This window comes from Rhodococcus sp. OAS809 (assembly GCF_040546695.1).
GTDB lineage: Bacteria > Actinomycetota > Actinomycetes > Mycobacteriales > Mycobacteriaceae > Rhodococcus_F > Rhodococcus_F qingshengii.
This window is the reverse complement of sequence record NZ_JBEPOI010000002.1, coordinates 5,767,854-5,783,714: the sequence shown is the minus strand read 5'-3', so window position 1 is coordinate 5,783,714 and position 15,861 is coordinate 5,767,854. Positions and strand designations below refer to the sequence as shown.

Sequence of the window (15,861 nt, the reverse complement as noted above, 5' to 3'; positions counted from 1 at the left end):
TCATGCGTGTACTAACCCTCGCCGTTCTGGCCTGCCTTGCTGTGGCCGGATGCTCCGTCGGGGCCCAGACCACGGGGCCGGTTGCCGCACCGAATCCGATGGCGGCCAACGAAGCAAGTCCCGCCGACTGGTCGCTCGGAACCCCCGTTCCCGACGAGGTCGACGACAGCGAGATGGGCACGGAGTTCGACAGCCGCACCGACATCGTGGGTGCGACGGCCACGATGTTCGAATCGTGGTCCGAGGTCGACGATCACACGGTGGCCGTCCACTTCGTGACCGGCACTCCGGAGTGCTACGGCGCGTACGCAACCGTCGAAGAGACCGATACGACGGTGATCGTCACGCTCCGAACCGGGGCACTGCCCGAGGCCGCGGACAAGATGTGCATTCTGGTTGCCGTGTTCGGCAGCTTGGATGTCCCGCTGAGCCGACCGCTCGGCGATCGTCACGTCATCAACGGCTAGCTGCGCGCCTAAACGGCACAAGTTCGACGATCGAACACGCCGTTTCGTCAGGTGTGGTGTGCGTCTCCTCGGGACAGACTGAAAACCGACACCCGTTCACTCGCTCGTCGGCAGCTTTCGACTCGAGCGGTGCTCAACATGAAGGAGCTCGCAAGTGCCTACTCTCCAGAGAGACGTTGCAATCGTCGGTGCCGGCCCCTCTGGCCTGGCAGCTGCAACCGCGCTGCGCAAGGCCGGTTTGACCGTCGCTGTGATCGAAGCGCGCGACCGCGTCGGCGGCCGCACGTGGACCGACACCATCGACGGAGCAGTTCTGGAAATCGGCGGCCAGTGGGTCTCCCCCGACCAGACCGCGCTGATCTCCTTGCTCGACGAACTCGGCCTGAAAACTTTCGAGCGCTACCGCGAGGGCGAGTCCGTCTACATCTCGTCGGCAGGTGAGCGGACGCAGTACACGGGTGATTCCTTCCCCACGAACGACACCACGAAGAAGGAGATGGACCGTCTCATCGACGAGATGGACGATCTCGCAGCACAGATCGGCGCCGAGGAACCGTGGGCACATCCCCTCGCCCGCGATCTCGACACAGTCTCCTTCAAGCAGTGGCTGATCAATCAGTCCGACGACGCCGAGGCACGTGACAACATCGGCCTCTTCATCGCCGGTGGCATGCTCACCAAGCCCGCCCACTCGTTCTCTGCCCTGCAGGCCGTACTCATGGCCGCTTCCGCAGGTTCGTTCTCCCACCTTGTCGACGAGGACTTCATCCTCGACAAGCGAGTGATCGGCGGAATGCAGCAGGTATCGATCCGCATGGCGGAGGCCCTCGGTGACGACGTCTTCCTCAACGCACCCGTGCGAACGGTGAAGTGGAACGAATCCGGTGCAACGGTGTTGGCGGACGGCGATGTTCGCGTCGAGGCAAGCCGAGTGATCCTGGCCGTACCGCCCAACCTCTACTCCCGAATCTCGTACGATCCCCCGCTGCCGCGTCGTCAGCACCAGATGCACCAGCACCAGTCCCTCGGCCTCGTCATCAAGGTTCACGCGGTGTACGAGACGCCTTTCTGGCGCGAAGACGGCCTCTCCGGCACCGGCTTCGGCGCGTCCGAGGTAGTGCAGGAGGTGTACGACAACACCAACCACGAGGACGATCGCGGCACCCTGGTCGCGTTCGTCTCCGACGAGAAGGCCGACGCGATGTTCGAGCTTTCCGTCGAGGAGCGTAAGGCCACGATTCTGGCCTCACTTGCCCGCTATCTCGGCCCGAAGGCCGAAGAGCCGGTTGTGTACTACGAATCCGACTGGGGCTCGGAGGAATGGACCCGCGGTGCGTACGCAGCGAGCTTCGACCTCGGAGGCCTGCACCGCTACGGCGCGGATTCCCGCACGCCCGTCGGCCCGATTCACTTCTCGTGCTCCGACATTGCGGCCGAGGGGTACCAGCACGTCGACGGTGCCGTTCGGATGGGTCAGCGAACCGCAGCCGACATCATCGCTCGCAGCAAGGCCTGACGGCCGCTTTGCCAAGTCTCGATCATTGCCCGGCAGTCACGATTGCCGGGCAATGATCGAGAGCAGTAGTTCGGCCCGAACCCTGGCCACTTCCAGCCGACAGTCGATCAGGCTCTCCACCTTCGCCATTCGGCTCCGCAGTGTGTGCCGGTGAACGCCCATCGTGATGGCGGCCGCTTCCCAGTGTCCGTTGGCCTCGAGAAATGCCCGCAACGACGCCAGCAGTTCGGTGCCGTTGTCACGGTCGTAGTCCTCGATCGGTGTGATCATCGTTTCCGCCAACGTGTTGAGCACTTCACGCGTCGAATCGAAAGACAGCAGCACACTTCCGGTCAGCGCCGCGAATTCCAAAGGTTCGCCACCGATTTCCGCCGCCGACGCACACAGCTGGGACTGTTCGACGGCGACCGCCAGCGCAGCGACCACCCGTCGCGCGCTCAAGCCGACACGAAGCGCGCGAAGATCCGACCTCGATACCCCGCCGAGCAGCTCTCGGGCGAACTCGACGTCGTCGGTTCCACGCAGCAGCACCGTGACGCGAGTGTCGTTGATCCGCGAGAACAACTGCCGCCCCGCCTTGTTCATGAACTCGGCAATCTCGGCTCCGACGCGTCCCGCTACGTCGGACGTGTCGGCAAGAACTGTCAATCCTCGGATCATTCCCTCGCCGTCGGCGGCCTGCCTGATCTGTTGCCACGCCGGCGCCGGGTCGCGATCCTCGGTAAGCAGCAGCCCGAGGGCGTGCGAATTCAACTGATCCTGAGTAGCACGCAGGCGCGCAGGTTTCTCGAAGTCCAACGCCAACAACGAGTTCGCGTGACCGAGCAGTATCTGATCGACGTAGCTGAGCGCCGAAGCACTGATCACCGCCAGGTATCCGTACGGCGTTCGCCCGACGCTGATCTGCTGCACCGCGATCGACGCTCCAGACCTTGCGAGCGCCACGCTACTGGAGGCACCGCCCCCGAGAGTTGCTCGCAGTTCGTCGATCACGTCGTCCGTCGGCAGTTGAGGTGAGCTCTCGAGAACTCGTCCGGCGACGTCGAGAAGAAGCACCGTCGCCGAGGTTGCGATCGCCAGTTCACGCACGGTTGCGGCAGTTCCGCCGGAAATGACGGCACGCGTCATCCGCGGTTGCGCCCGCGACGCCCGGAGGACCGCTTCGTATTCCTGCTCTGCCAACCGGCTCATCACACGCTTGACGACGGCAGCAAACGGCGTCGGCAGCGGCACCTCGATCAGCGGGAGTCCGATCTCGTCGGCGACGGCCACCAGATCGGCCGGGACCTCGGGGTACGAGAGCCCGGTTCCGAATCCCACCGCCGCCACACCTGCCGCGTCGAGCATTCGGAGATAGCGGCCGCGCTTTTGCTGAGTGGACGGCAATCGGATGCCGGTGGTGAGGATGAATTCGCCGCCGGTCAACCACCGGAAAGGGTCGAGCAACTCCGTGGCGTGCGCAAATGTGATTTCGCGACCGACGCCCTGGGCGCCGCCTTTGAGTTCCAGCGCGAGGTCCGGCTGCGCCAACATCCACCGCACAGCGATCGTCATGGGCTGGACTGTACAACTCGGCGCGTCGGCGATCAAAGATTTCACCTTTTTGGCAGCTGCCTTTACTTGTGAGTCAGCGCACACTTGCTCACACACGCCCCACAAAGTGCGAGTTCCGTGCTGATCACCTCGGCCGGAACTCGTTCGACCTCGAGAGGAACCGGTACCGATGTCGATCGTCGTACTCGAGAACTACATCAACGGTGAATTCGTCGCCTCAGCCGCGACGGAAACACTCGACCTGATCAACCCCGTGGACGAGAGTGTGGTCGGGCGTACGCCGGTCTCCACGAAGGAAGACGTCGACGCCGCCGTCGAAGCCGCACAGAGAGCATTCGAGACCTGGGGCAAGACGACGCCGAGCGTGCGGCAGGCTGCACTCCTCAAGCTCGCCGACGCCATCGAAGCGCACAGCGACGAAATCGTCGCAGCCGAAAGCGCCAACACCGGCCAGGCCCACCAGATGATCGCCGACGAAGAGGTCAAGGTCGGAGCCGATCAGATGCGGTTCTTCGCCGGAGCCGCACGACTTCTCGAGGGCAAGGCGGCCGGAGAGTACATGGAGGGTTTCACCTCCTACGTCCGTCGTGAGCCGATCGGCGTCGTCGGTCAGGTCACGCCCTGGAACTACCCGTTCATGATGGCGCTGTGGAAGATCGGGCCCGCCCTCGCGGCCGGCAACACGATCGTCCTCAAGCCCAGCGACACCACACCGGGCAGCACGCTGGTCCTGGCGAAGCTCTCGAAGGGCATCCTGCCGGACGGCGTGTTCAACGTCGTGCTCGGCAACGGCGGAACCGGAGCGACGTTGGTGGAGAACCCGGCCCTCGGTCTCGTCTCGATCACCGGTTCGGTGCGGGCGGGCATCGCTGTCGCCGTGTCCGCAGCACAGCAACTCAAGCGCGCGCACCTCGAACTGGGCGGCAAAGCGCCGGCGATCGTCTTCGGCGACGTCGACATCGAGAAGACCGCCACCGGCATCGCCGAGGCAGCGTTCTTCAACGGCGGCCAGGATTGCACCGCGGCCACTCGCGTGATCGTTCACGAGTCCATCCACGATCAGCTCGTCGAAGCCCTCGTCCGGAACGCCGAGAAGCTGCGCCCCGGAGCGCCTTCCGATCCTGATGCCTTCTACGGCCCGCTCAACAACATCAATCACTTCAACGCCGTGAGCGACAAGATCGCGAACCTGCCGGCGTCGGCCAAGATCGTTACCGGCGGAAAGCGTTCGGGCGAAACCGGATTCTTCTTCGAGCCGACCGTCATCACCGGCGTCGCGCAATCGGACGACATCGTGCAGGAAGAGACTTTCGGTCCTATCCTCACAGTCCAGAGCTTCTCCGACGAGAAGGAGGCGATCACGCTTGCCAACGACGTTCGGTTCGGCCTGGCCTCGAGCATCTGGACCAAGGATCACGGTGTCACGCAACGCGTCTCCGCTGCTCTCGACTTCGGTGCGGTGTGGATCAACTGCCACATCCCGCTCGTCGCCGAAATGCCGCACGGCGGCTTCAAGTATTCCGGTTACGGCAAGGATCTCTCGGCCTACGGAGTCGAGGACTACACCCGTCTCAAGCACGTCATGAGTTCGCACGACTGAGTCGCCGCCCCTCCTGCTGTGCGCCTTTATCAACCCCCCGCGGTTAATAAAGGCGCACAGCAGATTCCTCCAATCCGGAAAAGAGCCACCATGCGCCTTATCGTCGGATACCTCGCCACACCCAGCGGTAAAGACGGGCTGGTCCTCGGGGCCCAGCTCGCGCGCAGTCTCGGCGCGCAACTCGACATCTGCATGGTCCTCCCACCGGATCGGACACTGCCGGCCAAGGTTCCCTCGGAAGCCGGCTACGACGACATCCTCGCCGCGCGTGCCCACGACTGGCTCGCCGAGGCGAAAGCGTCGGTGCCCGAGGACATCCAGGTGGAAGTACACCTGAGCTTCCACGAGTCGTTCGCTCAGGGCCTGCTCGACGAAGTGGACCGACTGAATGCGCTCGCGATCGTGGTGGGAGCTTCCGGCGACGGTTTGCTCGGCCGTCACGCGATAGGTTCGGTCTCGACCGAACTGCTTCACTCCGCCCATGTCCCGGTAGCACTGGCGCCTCGCGGAACGCGGCACTCGGCGGCCACTGCTATACGAGAGGTCACCTGTGCACTCGGCACCCGTGTCGGCGCCGACATCGTCTTGAACACCGCCGTGCGCGCCAGCGAACTGATGCAGGTTCCGCTGCGACTGGTCTCACTGGTAGCGCTCGACCCCCAGAACGATCTGCGCGATCATCGCGACACCGCCGAGTCGGCCAGGGAGCGTGCACGAAATCACGCTCAGGACACACTCGACGTCGCAAGAGCCGCGCTCCCCGCGGAGTTCCCCATCGAGGTCATCATCGCCGACGGGTCCACCGTGGAATCGGCAGTGCGTCAACTGGACTGGCAGGACGGCGATCTCGTGATGGTCGGTTCAAGTCGCCTCGCCCAGCCCCGCAAACTTTTCCTGGGCTCGACCGCCGCCAAGATGCTGCGCGTACTGCCCGTACCCATGGTCGTAGTGCCCAAGCACGAATTCACCCAGCCGGAGGCACTGTCATGACCAGCACCGAACTGAGTTCCAAAGGCCTCGCCACCGGCAAGATCGGCATGATCTCCGGCGCGGTGCTCGGAATCTCCTCCGTGGCACCGGGTTACACCCTGACGGCCAGCATCGGATTGATCGTCGCCGCGGTCGGTCTCAAGATGCCCGCCATCTTCATCGCCGGCTTCATCCCGATGTTCCTCACCGCGTACGCGTACCGCGAACTGAACTCCGACACTCCTGACTGCGGAGCGTCATTCACGTGGTCCACCAAGGCATTCGGACCGTACGTCGGCTGGATGTGCGGCTGGGGCATGGTGATCGCCACCATCATCGTGCTCTCGAACCTCGCTGCAATTGCCGTCGACTTCTTCTATCTGTTCATCGCGCGGGTGGCCGACAATCCCTCCATCGCCGATCTGCCGGGCAACAAATTTGTCAATGTCGGCACCACACTCGTCTTCATCGCCCTGGCCACGTGGATAGCGAGTCGGGGAATCACTACCAGCGAGCGCGTGCAGTTCGCACTCGTCGGCTTCCAGATGGTGCTGCTGGTCGTCTTCGCCGTCGTTGCACTGGTTCACGTCGGCGCCGGCGACGCCCCGGCCGGATTGTCCTTCGACCTGAGTTGGTTCAACCCGTTCAGCGGACTCGCCATCGGTGCGTTTGTCATCGGACTCACCGGATCGATCTTCGCGTTCTGGGGCTGGGATACCTGTCTCACGCTGGGCGAGGAGTCGAAGAACCCCAAGAAGACCCCCGGCCGCGCCGGTTTGCTCTGTGTCGCAACCATTCTCCTGACCTACCTGCTGGTCGCCGTTGCCGCGATGATGTACGCCGGCGTCGGCGAGGAAGGCCTCGGCCTCGGCAATCCCGACAACTCCGAGAACGTCTTCGGCGCTCTGGCCGACCCGGTACTGGGCAACTGGGGCGGAATGCTTCTGTTCCTCGCGGTCTTCGTCTCTTCAGTCGCCAGCCTGCAGACCACGTTCCTGCCCGCGGCACGAACCATGCTCGCCATGGGTGCATACGGAGCTTTCCCCAAGAAGCTCGCCGAGGTCTCGCCTCGGTTCCTGGTGCCGTCGTACGCGACCGTCGTGGCAGGCGCGGTAACCGCAGTGTTCTACAGCGTCGTCACGTTCCTGTCCGAAAGTGCTCTGCTCGACACGATCGCCGCACTCGGCATCATGATCTGCTGGTACTACGGCATCACCGCATTCGCGTGCGTGTGGTACTTCCGCAAGACGCTTTTCGAGAGCGTACGAAACTTCGTCTTTCGGCTCGCGTTCCCACTCATCGGTGGCCTCATGCTGCTTGCGGTGTTCGTCATTTCGGTCCAGGAGAGTATGAATCCGGACAATGCCAGCGGAGCATCCATCGGCGGAATCGGCCTGGTCTTCTTCCTCGGGTTCGGAATCCTCATCCTCGGCGCGGTCCTGATGATGGTCATGCGAGTGCGGAATCCCGAGTTCTTCGAGGGCAAGACCCTCAACCGCGACACGGAAGCTTTACGAGACGAGAACGACCTCAGCGTGTCCTAGGAGACAGTAGATTCGGGGGCCTGCGCGATCAGGCCCGCCATCAACACGCGCAAGCCGAATTCGAAGGCGGCGTCGGCACGTTCGGGATTTTTCCCGGACGTTGCCAACGCCGCCTTCATTGCGTCGTTGGCTTCGGGTCCCGACGCCCACTGGACGTCCGGCGCCGCCAGGTCCAGGGCCGAACCGAGAACAAAACTGTCGACGGTCGTGATCGCGTGCAGTGTTTCGGTCGGGTCGAAGCCACCATCGGCAAATGCCTGCGCCAATGCGTTGTAGAGGGTGAACGCCACACCGGCCTGCACCGTCTGGGCCGTGAAGAGCGGAATCAGACGAGGATGCGCGGCGTAGCTTCGCCGGTACTCGGCTGCCAGCGCCGCGACGGTCTCACTCCAGGTCCCCGAGGCCGACTCGACGTCGATTCCTGCCATCAACTGCGCCCTCATCAGTTCGACGATCTCGGCTCGTCCGGAAACGTGGTTGTAGAGCGAGGACGGTCGAACCTTCAGTCTTGCGGCGAGTCCCGGCATGGTGAAGTCGCCGGATTCGTCCACCGACTCGATCGCTGCCTCGGTGATGATCGCCGGTGAGAGCAGTCGTTGCGATGGCCGCGGCATATGTCCTCCTGTAGTGATCCACACCGTTCGGGGCGCTGCAAAAAACAATTCCTCGAAAGTCCTTGATCAATCAGCGCTCACCCACCATACTTAACGAATCACATTCGTTTTACGTTGAACGTCGAATACCCGAGCACCGAGGAAACCCCATGCTGACGATCACCGCCCTCACCCCACCCGAGTCACCGGCCGCGACTTCGCCGCCCACGTCCACCCCTCTGCGTGTAGGTCTCGTCCAACATCGCTGGCACGAGGACCAAGACGACCTCCACGCTGAATTGAGCGAAGGCATTGCGTCCGCAGCGAAGCTGGGCGCTTCCGTGGTCTTTCTTCCGGAGCTGACGCTCAGCCGCTACCCCGCCTCCACCCCGGCCGGCGACAATCCCGGACGCGCGGCGGAAGACCTGCTCACCGGACCCACTTTCGCCTTCGCCACCAAGGCCGCCGCGGAGAACCAGGTTCTCGTTCACGCGTCGTTGTACGAGCGCAGCGACGCCGAGGACGGCCTGGGCTTCAACACCGCGATCCTGGTCTCGCCCGGGGGTGAACTTCTCGGTCGTACCCGCAAGCTCCACATTCCGGTGACGGCCGGGTACTACGAGGACACGTACTTTCGCGGCGGTCCGTCCGTGGACGCATACCCCGTTCACGAGGCACTCGGCGCCAAGTTCGGACTCCCGACATGCTGGGACGAGTGGTTCCCCGAGGTCGCACGTGCATACTCCCTCGCCGGTGCCCAGGTCCTGGTGTACCCGACGGCGATCGGCTCGGAACCCGATCACCCGAACTTCGACACCCAACCGCTGTGGCAGCAAGTGATCGTCGGAAACGGTATCGCCAACGGCACTTTCATGGTTGTCCCCAATCGCCACGGCAGTGAAGGTCTCATCACCTTCTACGGTTCGTCGTTCATCTCGGACCCGTACGGACGCATCCTCGTTCAGGCTCCGCGCGACGAATCAGCCGTCCTGGTCGCAGAGCTCGACCTGCAGCACCGTGAAGACTGGCTTGCGCTGTTCCCGTTCCTGGCCACTCGCCGACCCGACACCTACTCGGCCCTGACCGCACCGGTGAACACTGCAGGAGCCAACCGATGACCTGGCGCATGCCCGCGGAAAGTGAGCCGCACGAACGTACCTGGATGGCGTACCCGAGCGCCGGATACTCTCTCGGGGACACTGCGGAAGAACAGCACGAAGCGCGCTCGACGTGGGCAGCCGTCGCCCACGCCGTCGCCGAATTCGAGCCGGTCACCGTCGTCGTCGATCCCGCCGAAGTCGAAGAAGCACGAAAGTACCTGTCCGAGAAGGTCGACATCGTCGAGGCACCTCTCAACGACGCGTGGATGCGCGACATCGGGCCGACGTTCGTCCTGTCCGACGAAGGCCGTCTCGGCGGAGTCGACTGGGTGTTCAACGGCTGGGGTGCACAGGATTGGGCGCAGTGGGACAAGGACTCGAAGATCGGCGCATTTGTCGTCGAAAAATCCGGTGCCCAGTTGATCGACTCACCAATCGTCAACGAGGGCGGCGGTATTGCGGTCGACGGTCTCGGCACCGTCTTGGTCACCGAAACCGTCCAACTCGATCCGGGACGAAACCCCGACCTGACGAAGGCCGACATCGAGGCCGAACTCGCCCGCACCATCGGCGCCAAGCACGTGATCTGGCTTCCCCGCGGATTGACTCGCGATCAGGAGACGTACGGAACGCGCGGACACGTCGACATCGTCGCTGCCATCTCTTCCCCCGGAGTTGTACTCGTCCATGACCAACGCAATCCGGTGCACCCCGACTACGCCGTCAGCAAGACGATCATCGAGTTGTTCGAAAGCTCGACGGACGTCGGCGGTCGGCCGTGGAAGGTCATTCGGGTACCTGCGCCCGAGATCCTGCGCGACGACGAGGGATTCGTCGACTACAGCTACATCAACCATCTCGTGGTCAATCGCGGAGTGATCGCCTGCAGCTTCGACGATCCGGCCGACGCCGAAGCGGCCCGGATCCTTGCGGCCGCCTACCCCGGGCGCACCGTCGTCACCGTCGACGCCAGACCGTTGTTCGAACGTGGCGGCGGCATCCACTGCATCACCCAGCACCAGCCCGCTGAACAAGACTGACGGCGGCAGAATTAGCGGCGACCTCGCATGTAGTCACTCACGACCGCGGCGCCGAGGCCGTCCAGGTCCGGCGCGATGACGCGTCCACCCACACGGTGCGCCATCCGGTCGACCACCCTGGCCAGACCTGGATCCTCACCGAGGCGGAAGAACGTGACCTTGGCGCCCAGCCTGGCCACCGCGTCGAGTGCTCGAACCGTCAAACCGAGGGTTCGCGCACTCGGCGGGTAGTCGAACCTGGCTTCTCCGTCCGCTTCGAGATGAGCCGTCGGCTCACCGTCGGTGACGATCAGTACCACCGGCTGTGCGTTGGAGTGGCGTCGAAGATGCCTGGCCGCCAACAACAGTGCGTGGTGCAGGTTGGTTCCCTGGTCCCACGCGCCGTCCAAACCAGCGAGCTCCGACGGGCTCAGCACGTGCGCGTGGCGTCCGAAGGCGATCAACTGGAGTTCGTCGCTGCGAAATCGCGTACTCACCAGATGATTGAGTGCCAGAGCGGTGCGCTTCATCGGCACCCAGCGATCTTCCATCACCATCGAGAACGACGTGTCCACCAGGAGAGCAACCGCAGCCTGACTGCGCTGTTCGGTTTCGGCCACCTCGACATCGACGACGCTCAGCCGCACCGGCATTCGGCCCGGGTCACGCAGGACGGCGTTGGTGATGGTTCTCGTGACGTCCCACGGTTCGGTGTCCCCGAATTCCCATTCGCGGGAAGCTCCGGTCGGTTCGCCCATCGCACCGGCCCGACGCGTGTCGCGTTGACCGGTTCGCGACGACAGTTGCCCGGCGACATCGCGCAGAGCAGTCTGTCCGAGCTGTCGCATGGCTTTGGGCGACAAGCGCCATTGACCATCCGGTGCACGATCGAAGAAACCCTGTTCCTGCAAAGCCTTTTCGAGATCGGCCAGGGTGCGAGCATCAGCGGCGGCTTCGTCGCCGAGTTGCCGCGCGAGTAGCTCGGGGTCGATGTCGTCGAGCGCTGCGCCCGCATACTGCTGCGACAGTTGATCTGCCAGCGATTCCAGCTCGGCGATGTCCTGCAGGGCACCGGTCCCCTCACCCAACCCCATTCCGTTGTCGCCGCGGAACTGTTGCGAACCTTCCCAGTCCTCACCCGGCCGAGCCGCCTGAAGGAACTGGTCGAGTTGACTCAGCTCACTCATCAGGCTCGGATCGCCGAACGCCTGCTGCGCCAACGCATCCAACTCGTCACGCTGCTCCTGCGAGAGCGAGTTACGCAATCGTTGTGCGGCCGCCGCGCGCTGCGCCAACGAATCCAGAAGTTCGTCGACGTTGCGCGGGTTGTCCGGGAAATACTGCCCGTGCTTGTCCATGAACTCCGCGAACTGCTCCGCAGTGTCGACACCCCGAGAGTGCGCGTCGAGCAGTTGATTCAGATCTGCCAGCATCTGGCGAATCTGCTCACGATCCTCGTCGGTAGCGCCCTCGAGTGCCTGCTTCATTCCCGAGAAGCGTTGATCGAGAACCTCACGTCCGAGCAGATCACGAATCTTCTCGTAATCCGCGCGAGCCTGTTCGCTGCGCCAGTTGTAGTCGGCCAGATCTTGCACGGCCTGAGCTGTCGACGGCGGTAACTCCTCGATCCGCATTTCGTTGAATCGTGCGTCGTCGTCGAGAGCACGTGCCAATTCTTTGCGCTCTTCGAGCACCGCCTTGTCGAGAAGCTTGCGAACCTCGTCGAGAGTTCCGTCGAGATTGTTGCGGCGCAGCAACTCGCGTCGACGCCGGTTCGCCTGGGCGGCAAGGTCGTCGAGCCCGCGCATGTCCCGGTTGCCTCGGCGCAGGAGCTCTCGGAGGGCATGGCGCGGCGACGTGCCCGACAACACGTCGTCGCCGATTGCTGCCAGGGCCTCGCGCAGATCCACGGGAGGCGCCAGCGGATCGGGACCACCGTCGTAAGGCCCGTACCGCGGATTGTGGATCATCACTGCCCCTTACGAATACACCGAGCGGCCGCCCGGGCCTTGATCTTTGGAGATCCGGCGCGCGAGGTAAAGCCCTTCGAGGGCAAGTTCGGCACCGGCGGCACGCTCGCCGTCGGATTGCGCGCCGAGGCGTTCGGCTACTTCGTCCAGGACCTCGAGGTCCGGAAGCTCGTCGAGAAATGCCTTGGCCGTGACAGATTCACCGGTGACGATCGTGTTGCCCATCTCCACCGCAGCAACCAGCATCCCCAGGTCGATCCCGCCGAGACGTACCCGAACCGTATCGGCCGTCGCGCGACGCAGCAGGTGCTCGAGCACCTCCAGTTCTCGTCCCTCTTCACCGGATTCGAACTCGACCTTGCCGCGAAGAACCTCGACCACGGACTCGAGATCGACGGGCCGTGCAACAGGATCGGCTTCGCCGAGCACCGCTGCCCGTCGTACCGCGGCGGCACTGACGGTTTCCGCGCCGGCGACGGCAAAGCGTGCCGACACACCCGATCGCTGGTCCACCGAGGTGGATTCGCGTAGCAAGCGCGTGAACCTGGCAAGAATTTCGAGAAGGTAGTCAGGCACCTCCGCGGCCAGGTGCGCCTCCTGCTCGATCACCGCGATCTCGCCCGCCAACTCGACGGGGTAGTGAGTGCGGATTTCTGCGCCGAAGCGGTCCTTGAGCGGTGTGATGATGCGCCCGCGGTTGGTGTAGTCCTCGGGGTTGGCGCTCGCGACCAGAAGAACGTCCAACGGAAGCCGAAGCGTGTACCCGCGGACCTGGATGTCCCGCTCTTCCATCACGTTGAGCAAGGAGACCTGGATGCGCTCGGCGAGGTCGGGAAGCTCGTTGATGGCCACGATTCCGCGATGCGCGCGGGGCACGAGACCGAAGTGAATGGTCTCCGGATCACCGAGGCTCCTACCTTCGGCCACCTTGACCGGGTCGACATCTCCGATCAGGTCGGCGACCGAGGTGTCCGGCGTTGCCAGTTTCTCGGAGTACCGCTCGCTGCGGTGTCGCCAGGCGATCGGGAGGTCGTTACCCAGTTCCTTGGCTCGACGTATCGAAGCCGGTGTGATCGGCTCGTACGGGTGCTCCCCCAGTTCCGAGCCTTCGATGACGGGCGTCCACTCGTCGAGCAGGAGCCCGAGAGTGCGAAGCAACCTCGTCTTTCCCTGACCTCGTTCGCCGAGCAGAACCACGTCGTGGCCGGCGATCAGCGCCCGCTCGAGTTGCGGGGCGACCGTGTCCTCGAACCCGACTATCCCGGGCCAGGGGTCACGGCCGTCCCGCAACGCGGCGAGAAGATTCTCTCGTAGTTCTTCCTTGACACTTCGCTGTACGTGTCCGGAGGCGCGTAGCTCTCCGAGGGTTTTTGCGACAGTCACCACTCCACGCTACGAGTGTTTGCGGGGTTTCGCCTCTCGCCGAGGAAGTTCGGTCGCTCAGCCCTCGATGTTCTCGGGGTTCATCCAGATGATTTCCCAGATGTGGCCGTCGGGATCCTGGAAGCTGCGGCTGTACATGAAGCCGTGATCCTGCGTCGCGTTACCTTCGGAACCGCCGGTCTCGAGCGCCTTGTCGACGAGGGCGTCGACGGCCTCACGGGTCTCGGCCGAGAGACCGAGCAGCGCTTCCGTCGACGTCGAGGTGTCGGCGATGCCCTTGGCGGTGAAGGTCTTGAAGAAGGGCTCGGCCAACAGCATCACGACGATGGTGTCACTGATGACCATCGACGACGCATTCTCGTCGGAGAACTGCGTGTTCTTGGAGTATCCGAGGCCCTCGTAGAAGGTGGTGGCCTTGCCGAGGTCCTTGACGGGCAGGTTGAGGAAGAACATCGGCTGCGGGTTTGTCGCCATGAAAGGTCCTTTCCGAGACTTTGCTGTGCGCCTTTATTAACCGCCGGCGGTTAATAAAGGCGCACAGTAGACCTAAACTCCACCCATGGATACCTGGGTGTTGCCGGCCATGCTCGGCCTCGGACTCGCCGCAGCGTCCGGAATGCGAACCTTCCTGCCGCTGCTGATGCTCAGCGCTGCCGTCCATTTCGAACTGTTCGGGATCACCGTCGGCGAGTCGATGCGGTGGATCGGATCGACCGGCGCGCTGGTGGCATTGGCAATCGCCGCGGTGGTCGAACTGGGTGCCGACCTCATTCCGTTCGTGGACAACGCACTCTCGGTGATCGGGAACGTCACCGGACCGATTGCCGGAGTGATCGCCGCCTGGGCGGCATTCAGTCATCTCGACCCTGCGATGGCCGCGTTGGCGGGCATCATCGTCGGAGCGCCGACGGCGTTGACGTTCAGCGCCGCGCAGACCGGCACTCGCGCGGTCAGTACGGCCACTACCGGTGGGCTGGCAAATCCCGTCGTTTCCGTCATCGAGGATGTGCTGACTTTCTTCACTTCCTTGATCGCGATGATCTTGCCGCTCCTGATCATTCCCCTGCTCGCCGCGCTCTTGTGGTTCAGCTGGCGTGGCTGGCGTCGTGTCCGGAGTCTGCGCACCGCCTGACCGCACCGACCTGGTAGACAAGTCGTCATGTCCGACACCGAGATCTCGTTCCAATCCGGCGACGTCACCCTGTACGGGAGTCTTCGCCTGGCCGCCTCACCCGACGCCCCTGCCCCGGCCGCGCTGATTCTGGCCGGCAGCGGCCCCACCGACCGCAACGGCGACAGCGCCCTCCTCGAAGGCGACATCGGAACTCTGCGGTTCATCGCGGATCTTCTTGAAAAACAAGGGATTTCAAGCCTGCGTTACGACAAGCTCGGCAGTGGCGAAACCGCCCTCGGTGACTACGACATCGAGGACATCGCCGATCTCGGCTTCAACACTTTTGTCGACGCCGCCTCCGACGGACTGGACTACCTCGCCGGGCAACCCGGCGTCGATCCCGAGCGCTTGTTCGTCGTCGGACACAGCGACGGCGCCGTAGTCGCACTGGCTCTCGCCACCGCGAAAGAGAGCACGAGAGTCAGCGCCCTCGCACTGCTCGAGCCACTGAGCGTCAGGCTTCTCGATCTACTCACGACGCAGATTCACCGCCAGCTCGACGCCGTCGTCGGTGCCGGTCAGTTGCCAGTCGAACTGGCTGACGAACTGCGCGTCGCGCTCGCCGACGCCGTCGAGTCCCTTCGATCCGAGGGCACAGTTCCGGACGATCTACCCGAACCGCTGCAGAATGCAGGACTCGTCCACGCCAACGCCAAAGCACTCGCCGAGGAAGACGCATTGGACCCGGTTGCACTCGTGACGGGGCTGCCGGCGGGCATGCCCGTTCTCACGAGCTGCTCGGACAAGGACATCCAAGTCATTCCCGCCGATGTCGCGGCACTCGACGCCGCGCTCTCACATACAGCGCTGACTTCCGTGCGGATGCGCAACGCCAACTTCGTACTCAAGGACATCGGCGACGAACAGTCCACCGGTGCCGACTACGTCGCGCCGCTTCCGTACTCGGCAGAGTTCTCGGAGCCCTTCACAGCGTGGGTCCGTTCGTTCTCCTGATCACGTACAGACCGAACG

Annotated in this window: 14 protein-coding genes; 9 read left to right on the top strand and 5 right to left on the bottom strand. The window is 63.8% G+C overall.

The window, feature by feature from the left end:
• Positions 1-2: 2 nt before the first annotated feature.
• Positions 3-467: a hypothetical protein gene (locus ABIE52_RS30170; RefSeq protein ID WP_007727550.1), complete on the top strand. Its 465-nt coding sequence runs from the start codon at positions 3-5 to the stop codon at positions 465-467.
• Between the two features lie 154 nt (positions 468-621).
• On the top strand, positions 622-1,983 hold the full coding sequence (locus tag ABIE52_RS30165; protein ID WP_007727552.1) for a flavin monoamine oxidase family protein: 1,362 nt from the start codon (positions 622-624) through the stop codon (positions 1,981-1,983).
• A 36-nt stretch (positions 1,984-2,019) separates the two neighbouring features.
• On the opposite strand, the gene ABIE52_RS30160 is transcribed toward ABIE52_RS30165, so the two are convergent.
• Positions 2,020-3,537, bottom strand: a complete 1,518-nt coding sequence (locus ABIE52_RS30160) for a PucR family transcriptional regulator (protein WP_192712299.1) — start codon at positions 3,535-3,537, stop codon at positions 2,020-2,022.
• A 169-nt stretch (positions 3,538-3,706) separates the two neighbouring features.
• Between ABIE52_RS30160 and ABIE52_RS30155 the strand changes: the two genes are divergently transcribed.
• The 3 genes from ABIE52_RS30155 to ABIE52_RS30145 all read left to right on the top strand — a co-directional run bounded on the left by ABIE52_RS30155 (position 3,707) and on the right by ABIE52_RS30145 (position 7,650).
• Positions 3,707-5,137: a gamma-aminobutyraldehyde dehydrogenase gene (locus ABIE52_RS30155; protein ID WP_003946421.1), complete on the top strand. Its 1,431-nt coding sequence runs from the start codon at positions 3,707-3,709 to the stop codon at positions 5,135-5,137.
• Positions 5,138-5,227: 90 nt separating this feature from the next.
• Complete coding sequence (locus ABIE52_RS30150) at positions 5,228-6,127, top strand: universal stress protein (protein WP_007727555.1); 900 nt, start codon at positions 5,228-5,230, stop codon at positions 6,125-6,127.
• On the top strand, positions 6,124-7,650 hold the full coding sequence (locus ABIE52_RS30145; protein ID WP_003946397.1) for an APC family permease: 1,527 nt from the start codon (positions 6,124-6,126) through the stop codon (positions 7,648-7,650). The genes ABIE52_RS30150 and ABIE52_RS30145 overlap by 4 nt, the downstream gene beginning before the upstream one ends.
• On the opposite strand, the gene ABIE52_RS30140 is transcribed toward ABIE52_RS30145, so the two are convergent.
• Positions 7,647-8,264 carry a TetR/AcrR family transcriptional regulator C-terminal domain-containing protein gene (locus ABIE52_RS30140; protein WP_030536334.1) on the bottom strand — a complete coding sequence of 206 codons (618 nt, stop codon included), beginning with the start codon at positions 8,262-8,264 and terminating at the stop codon, positions 7,647-7,649. The two genes, ABIE52_RS30145 and ABIE52_RS30140, sit on opposite strands and share 4 nt — an antisense overlap.
• 149 nt (positions 8,265-8,413) lie before the next feature.
• Here ABIE52_RS30140 and ABIE52_RS30135 point away from each other — a divergent pair, with 149 nt between their 5' ends.
• Together ABIE52_RS30135 and ABIE52_RS30130 are read left to right on the top strand one after the other, a co-directional pair.
• Positions 8,414-9,361: a nitrilase-related carbon-nitrogen hydrolase gene (locus ABIE52_RS30135; protein ID WP_192712298.1), complete on the top strand. Its 948-nt coding sequence runs from the start codon at positions 8,414-8,416 to the stop codon at positions 9,359-9,361.
• Positions 9,358-10,383 (top strand): agmatine deiminase family protein, encoded by a 1,026-nt coding sequence (locus ABIE52_RS30130; RefSeq protein ID WP_192712297.1) that lies wholly within the window; start codon positions 9,358-9,360, stop codon positions 10,381-10,383. Before ABIE52_RS30135 ends, ABIE52_RS30130 begins: the two co-directional genes overlap by 4 nt.
• An 11-nt stretch (positions 10,384-10,394) precedes the next feature.
• Here the strand turns inward: ABIE52_RS30130 and ABIE52_RS30125 are convergent, their stop codons facing one another.
• Genes ABIE52_RS30125 through ABIE52_RS30115 form a run of 3 tightly spaced genes read right to left on the bottom strand, consistent with a single transcriptional unit; the run spans position 10,395 to position 14,189 of the window.
• On the bottom strand, positions 10,395-12,332 hold the full coding sequence (locus tag ABIE52_RS30125; RefSeq protein ID WP_054826386.1) for a VWA domain-containing protein: 1,938 nt from the start codon (positions 12,330-12,332) through the stop codon (positions 10,395-10,397).
• A gap of 9 nt (positions 12,333-12,341) precedes the next feature.
• Complete coding sequence (locus ABIE52_RS30120; RefSeq protein WP_085998896.1) at positions 12,342-13,718, bottom strand: ATP-binding protein; 1,377 nt, start codon at positions 13,716-13,718, stop codon at positions 12,342-12,344.
• A gap of 54 nt (positions 13,719-13,772) precedes the next feature.
• The gene (locus ABIE52_RS30115) at positions 13,773-14,189 is read right to left on the bottom strand and encodes a VOC family protein (protein ID WP_047272569.1); all 417 of its coding nucleotides are present in this window, start codon (positions 14,187-14,189) and stop codon (positions 13,773-13,775) included.
• A gap of 85 nt (positions 14,190-14,274) precedes the next feature.
• Here ABIE52_RS30115 and ABIE52_RS30110 point away from each other — a divergent pair, with 85 nt between their 5' ends.
• Both ABIE52_RS30110 and ABIE52_RS30105 read left to right on the top strand, forming a co-directional pair.
• The gene (locus tag ABIE52_RS30110; RefSeq protein WP_007727593.1) at positions 14,275-14,847 is read left to right on the top strand and encodes a DUF4126 domain-containing protein; all 573 of its coding nucleotides are present in this window, start codon (positions 14,275-14,277) and stop codon (positions 14,845-14,847) included.
• Positions 14,848-14,874: 27 nt separating this feature from the next.
• Positions 14,875-15,843, top strand: a complete 969-nt coding sequence (locus ABIE52_RS30105) for an alpha/beta hydrolase family protein (protein WP_192712296.1) — start codon at positions 14,875-14,877, stop codon at positions 15,841-15,843.
• Positions 15,844-15,861 lie beyond the last annotated feature (18 nt).

Coding starts and splice junctions, on each gene's coding strand:
- ABIE52_RS30170 (WP_007727550.1), top strand. CDS start 3: ATGCGTGTACTAACCCTCGCCGTTCTGGCCTGCCTTGCTGTGGCCGGA.
- ABIE52_RS30160 (WP_192712299.1), bottom strand. CDS start 3,537: ATGACGATCGCTGTGCGGTGGATGTTGGCGCAGCCGGACCTCGCGCTG.
- ABIE52_RS30155 (WP_003946421.1), top strand. CDS start 3,707: ATGTCGATCGTCGTACTCGAGAACTACATCAACGGTGAATTCGTCGCC.
- ABIE52_RS30150 (WP_007727555.1), top strand. CDS start 5,228: ATGCGCCTTATCGTCGGATACCTCGCCACACCCAGCGGTAAAGACGGG.
- ABIE52_RS30145 (WP_003946397.1), top strand. CDS start 6,124: ATGACCAGCACCGAACTGAGTTCCAAAGGCCTCGCCACCGGCAAGATC.
- ABIE52_RS30140 (WP_030536334.1), bottom strand. CDS start 8,264: ATGCCGCGGCCATCGCAACGACTGCTCTCACCGGCGATCATCACCGAG.
- ABIE52_RS30135 (WP_192712298.1), top strand. CDS start 8,414: ATGCTGACGATCACCGCCCTCACCCCACCCGAGTCACCGGCCGCGACT.
- ABIE52_RS30130 (WP_192712297.1), top strand. CDS start 9,358: ATGACCTGGCGCATGCCCGCGGAAAGTGAGCCGCACGAACGTACCTGG.
- ABIE52_RS30125 (WP_054826386.1), bottom strand. CDS start 12,332: ATGATCCACAATCCGCGGTACGGGCCTTACGACGGTGGTCCCGATCCG.
- ABIE52_RS30115 (WP_047272569.1), bottom strand. CDS start 14,189: ATGGCGACAAACCCGCAGCCGATGTTCTTCCTCAACCTGCCCGTCAAG.
- ABIE52_RS30110 (WP_007727593.1), top strand. CDS start 14,275: ATGGATACCTGGGTGTTGCCGGCCATGCTCGGCCTCGGACTCGCCGCA.
- ABIE52_RS30105 (WP_192712296.1), top strand. CDS start 14,875: ATGTCCGACACCGAGATCTCGTTCCAATCCGGCGACGTCACCCTGTAC.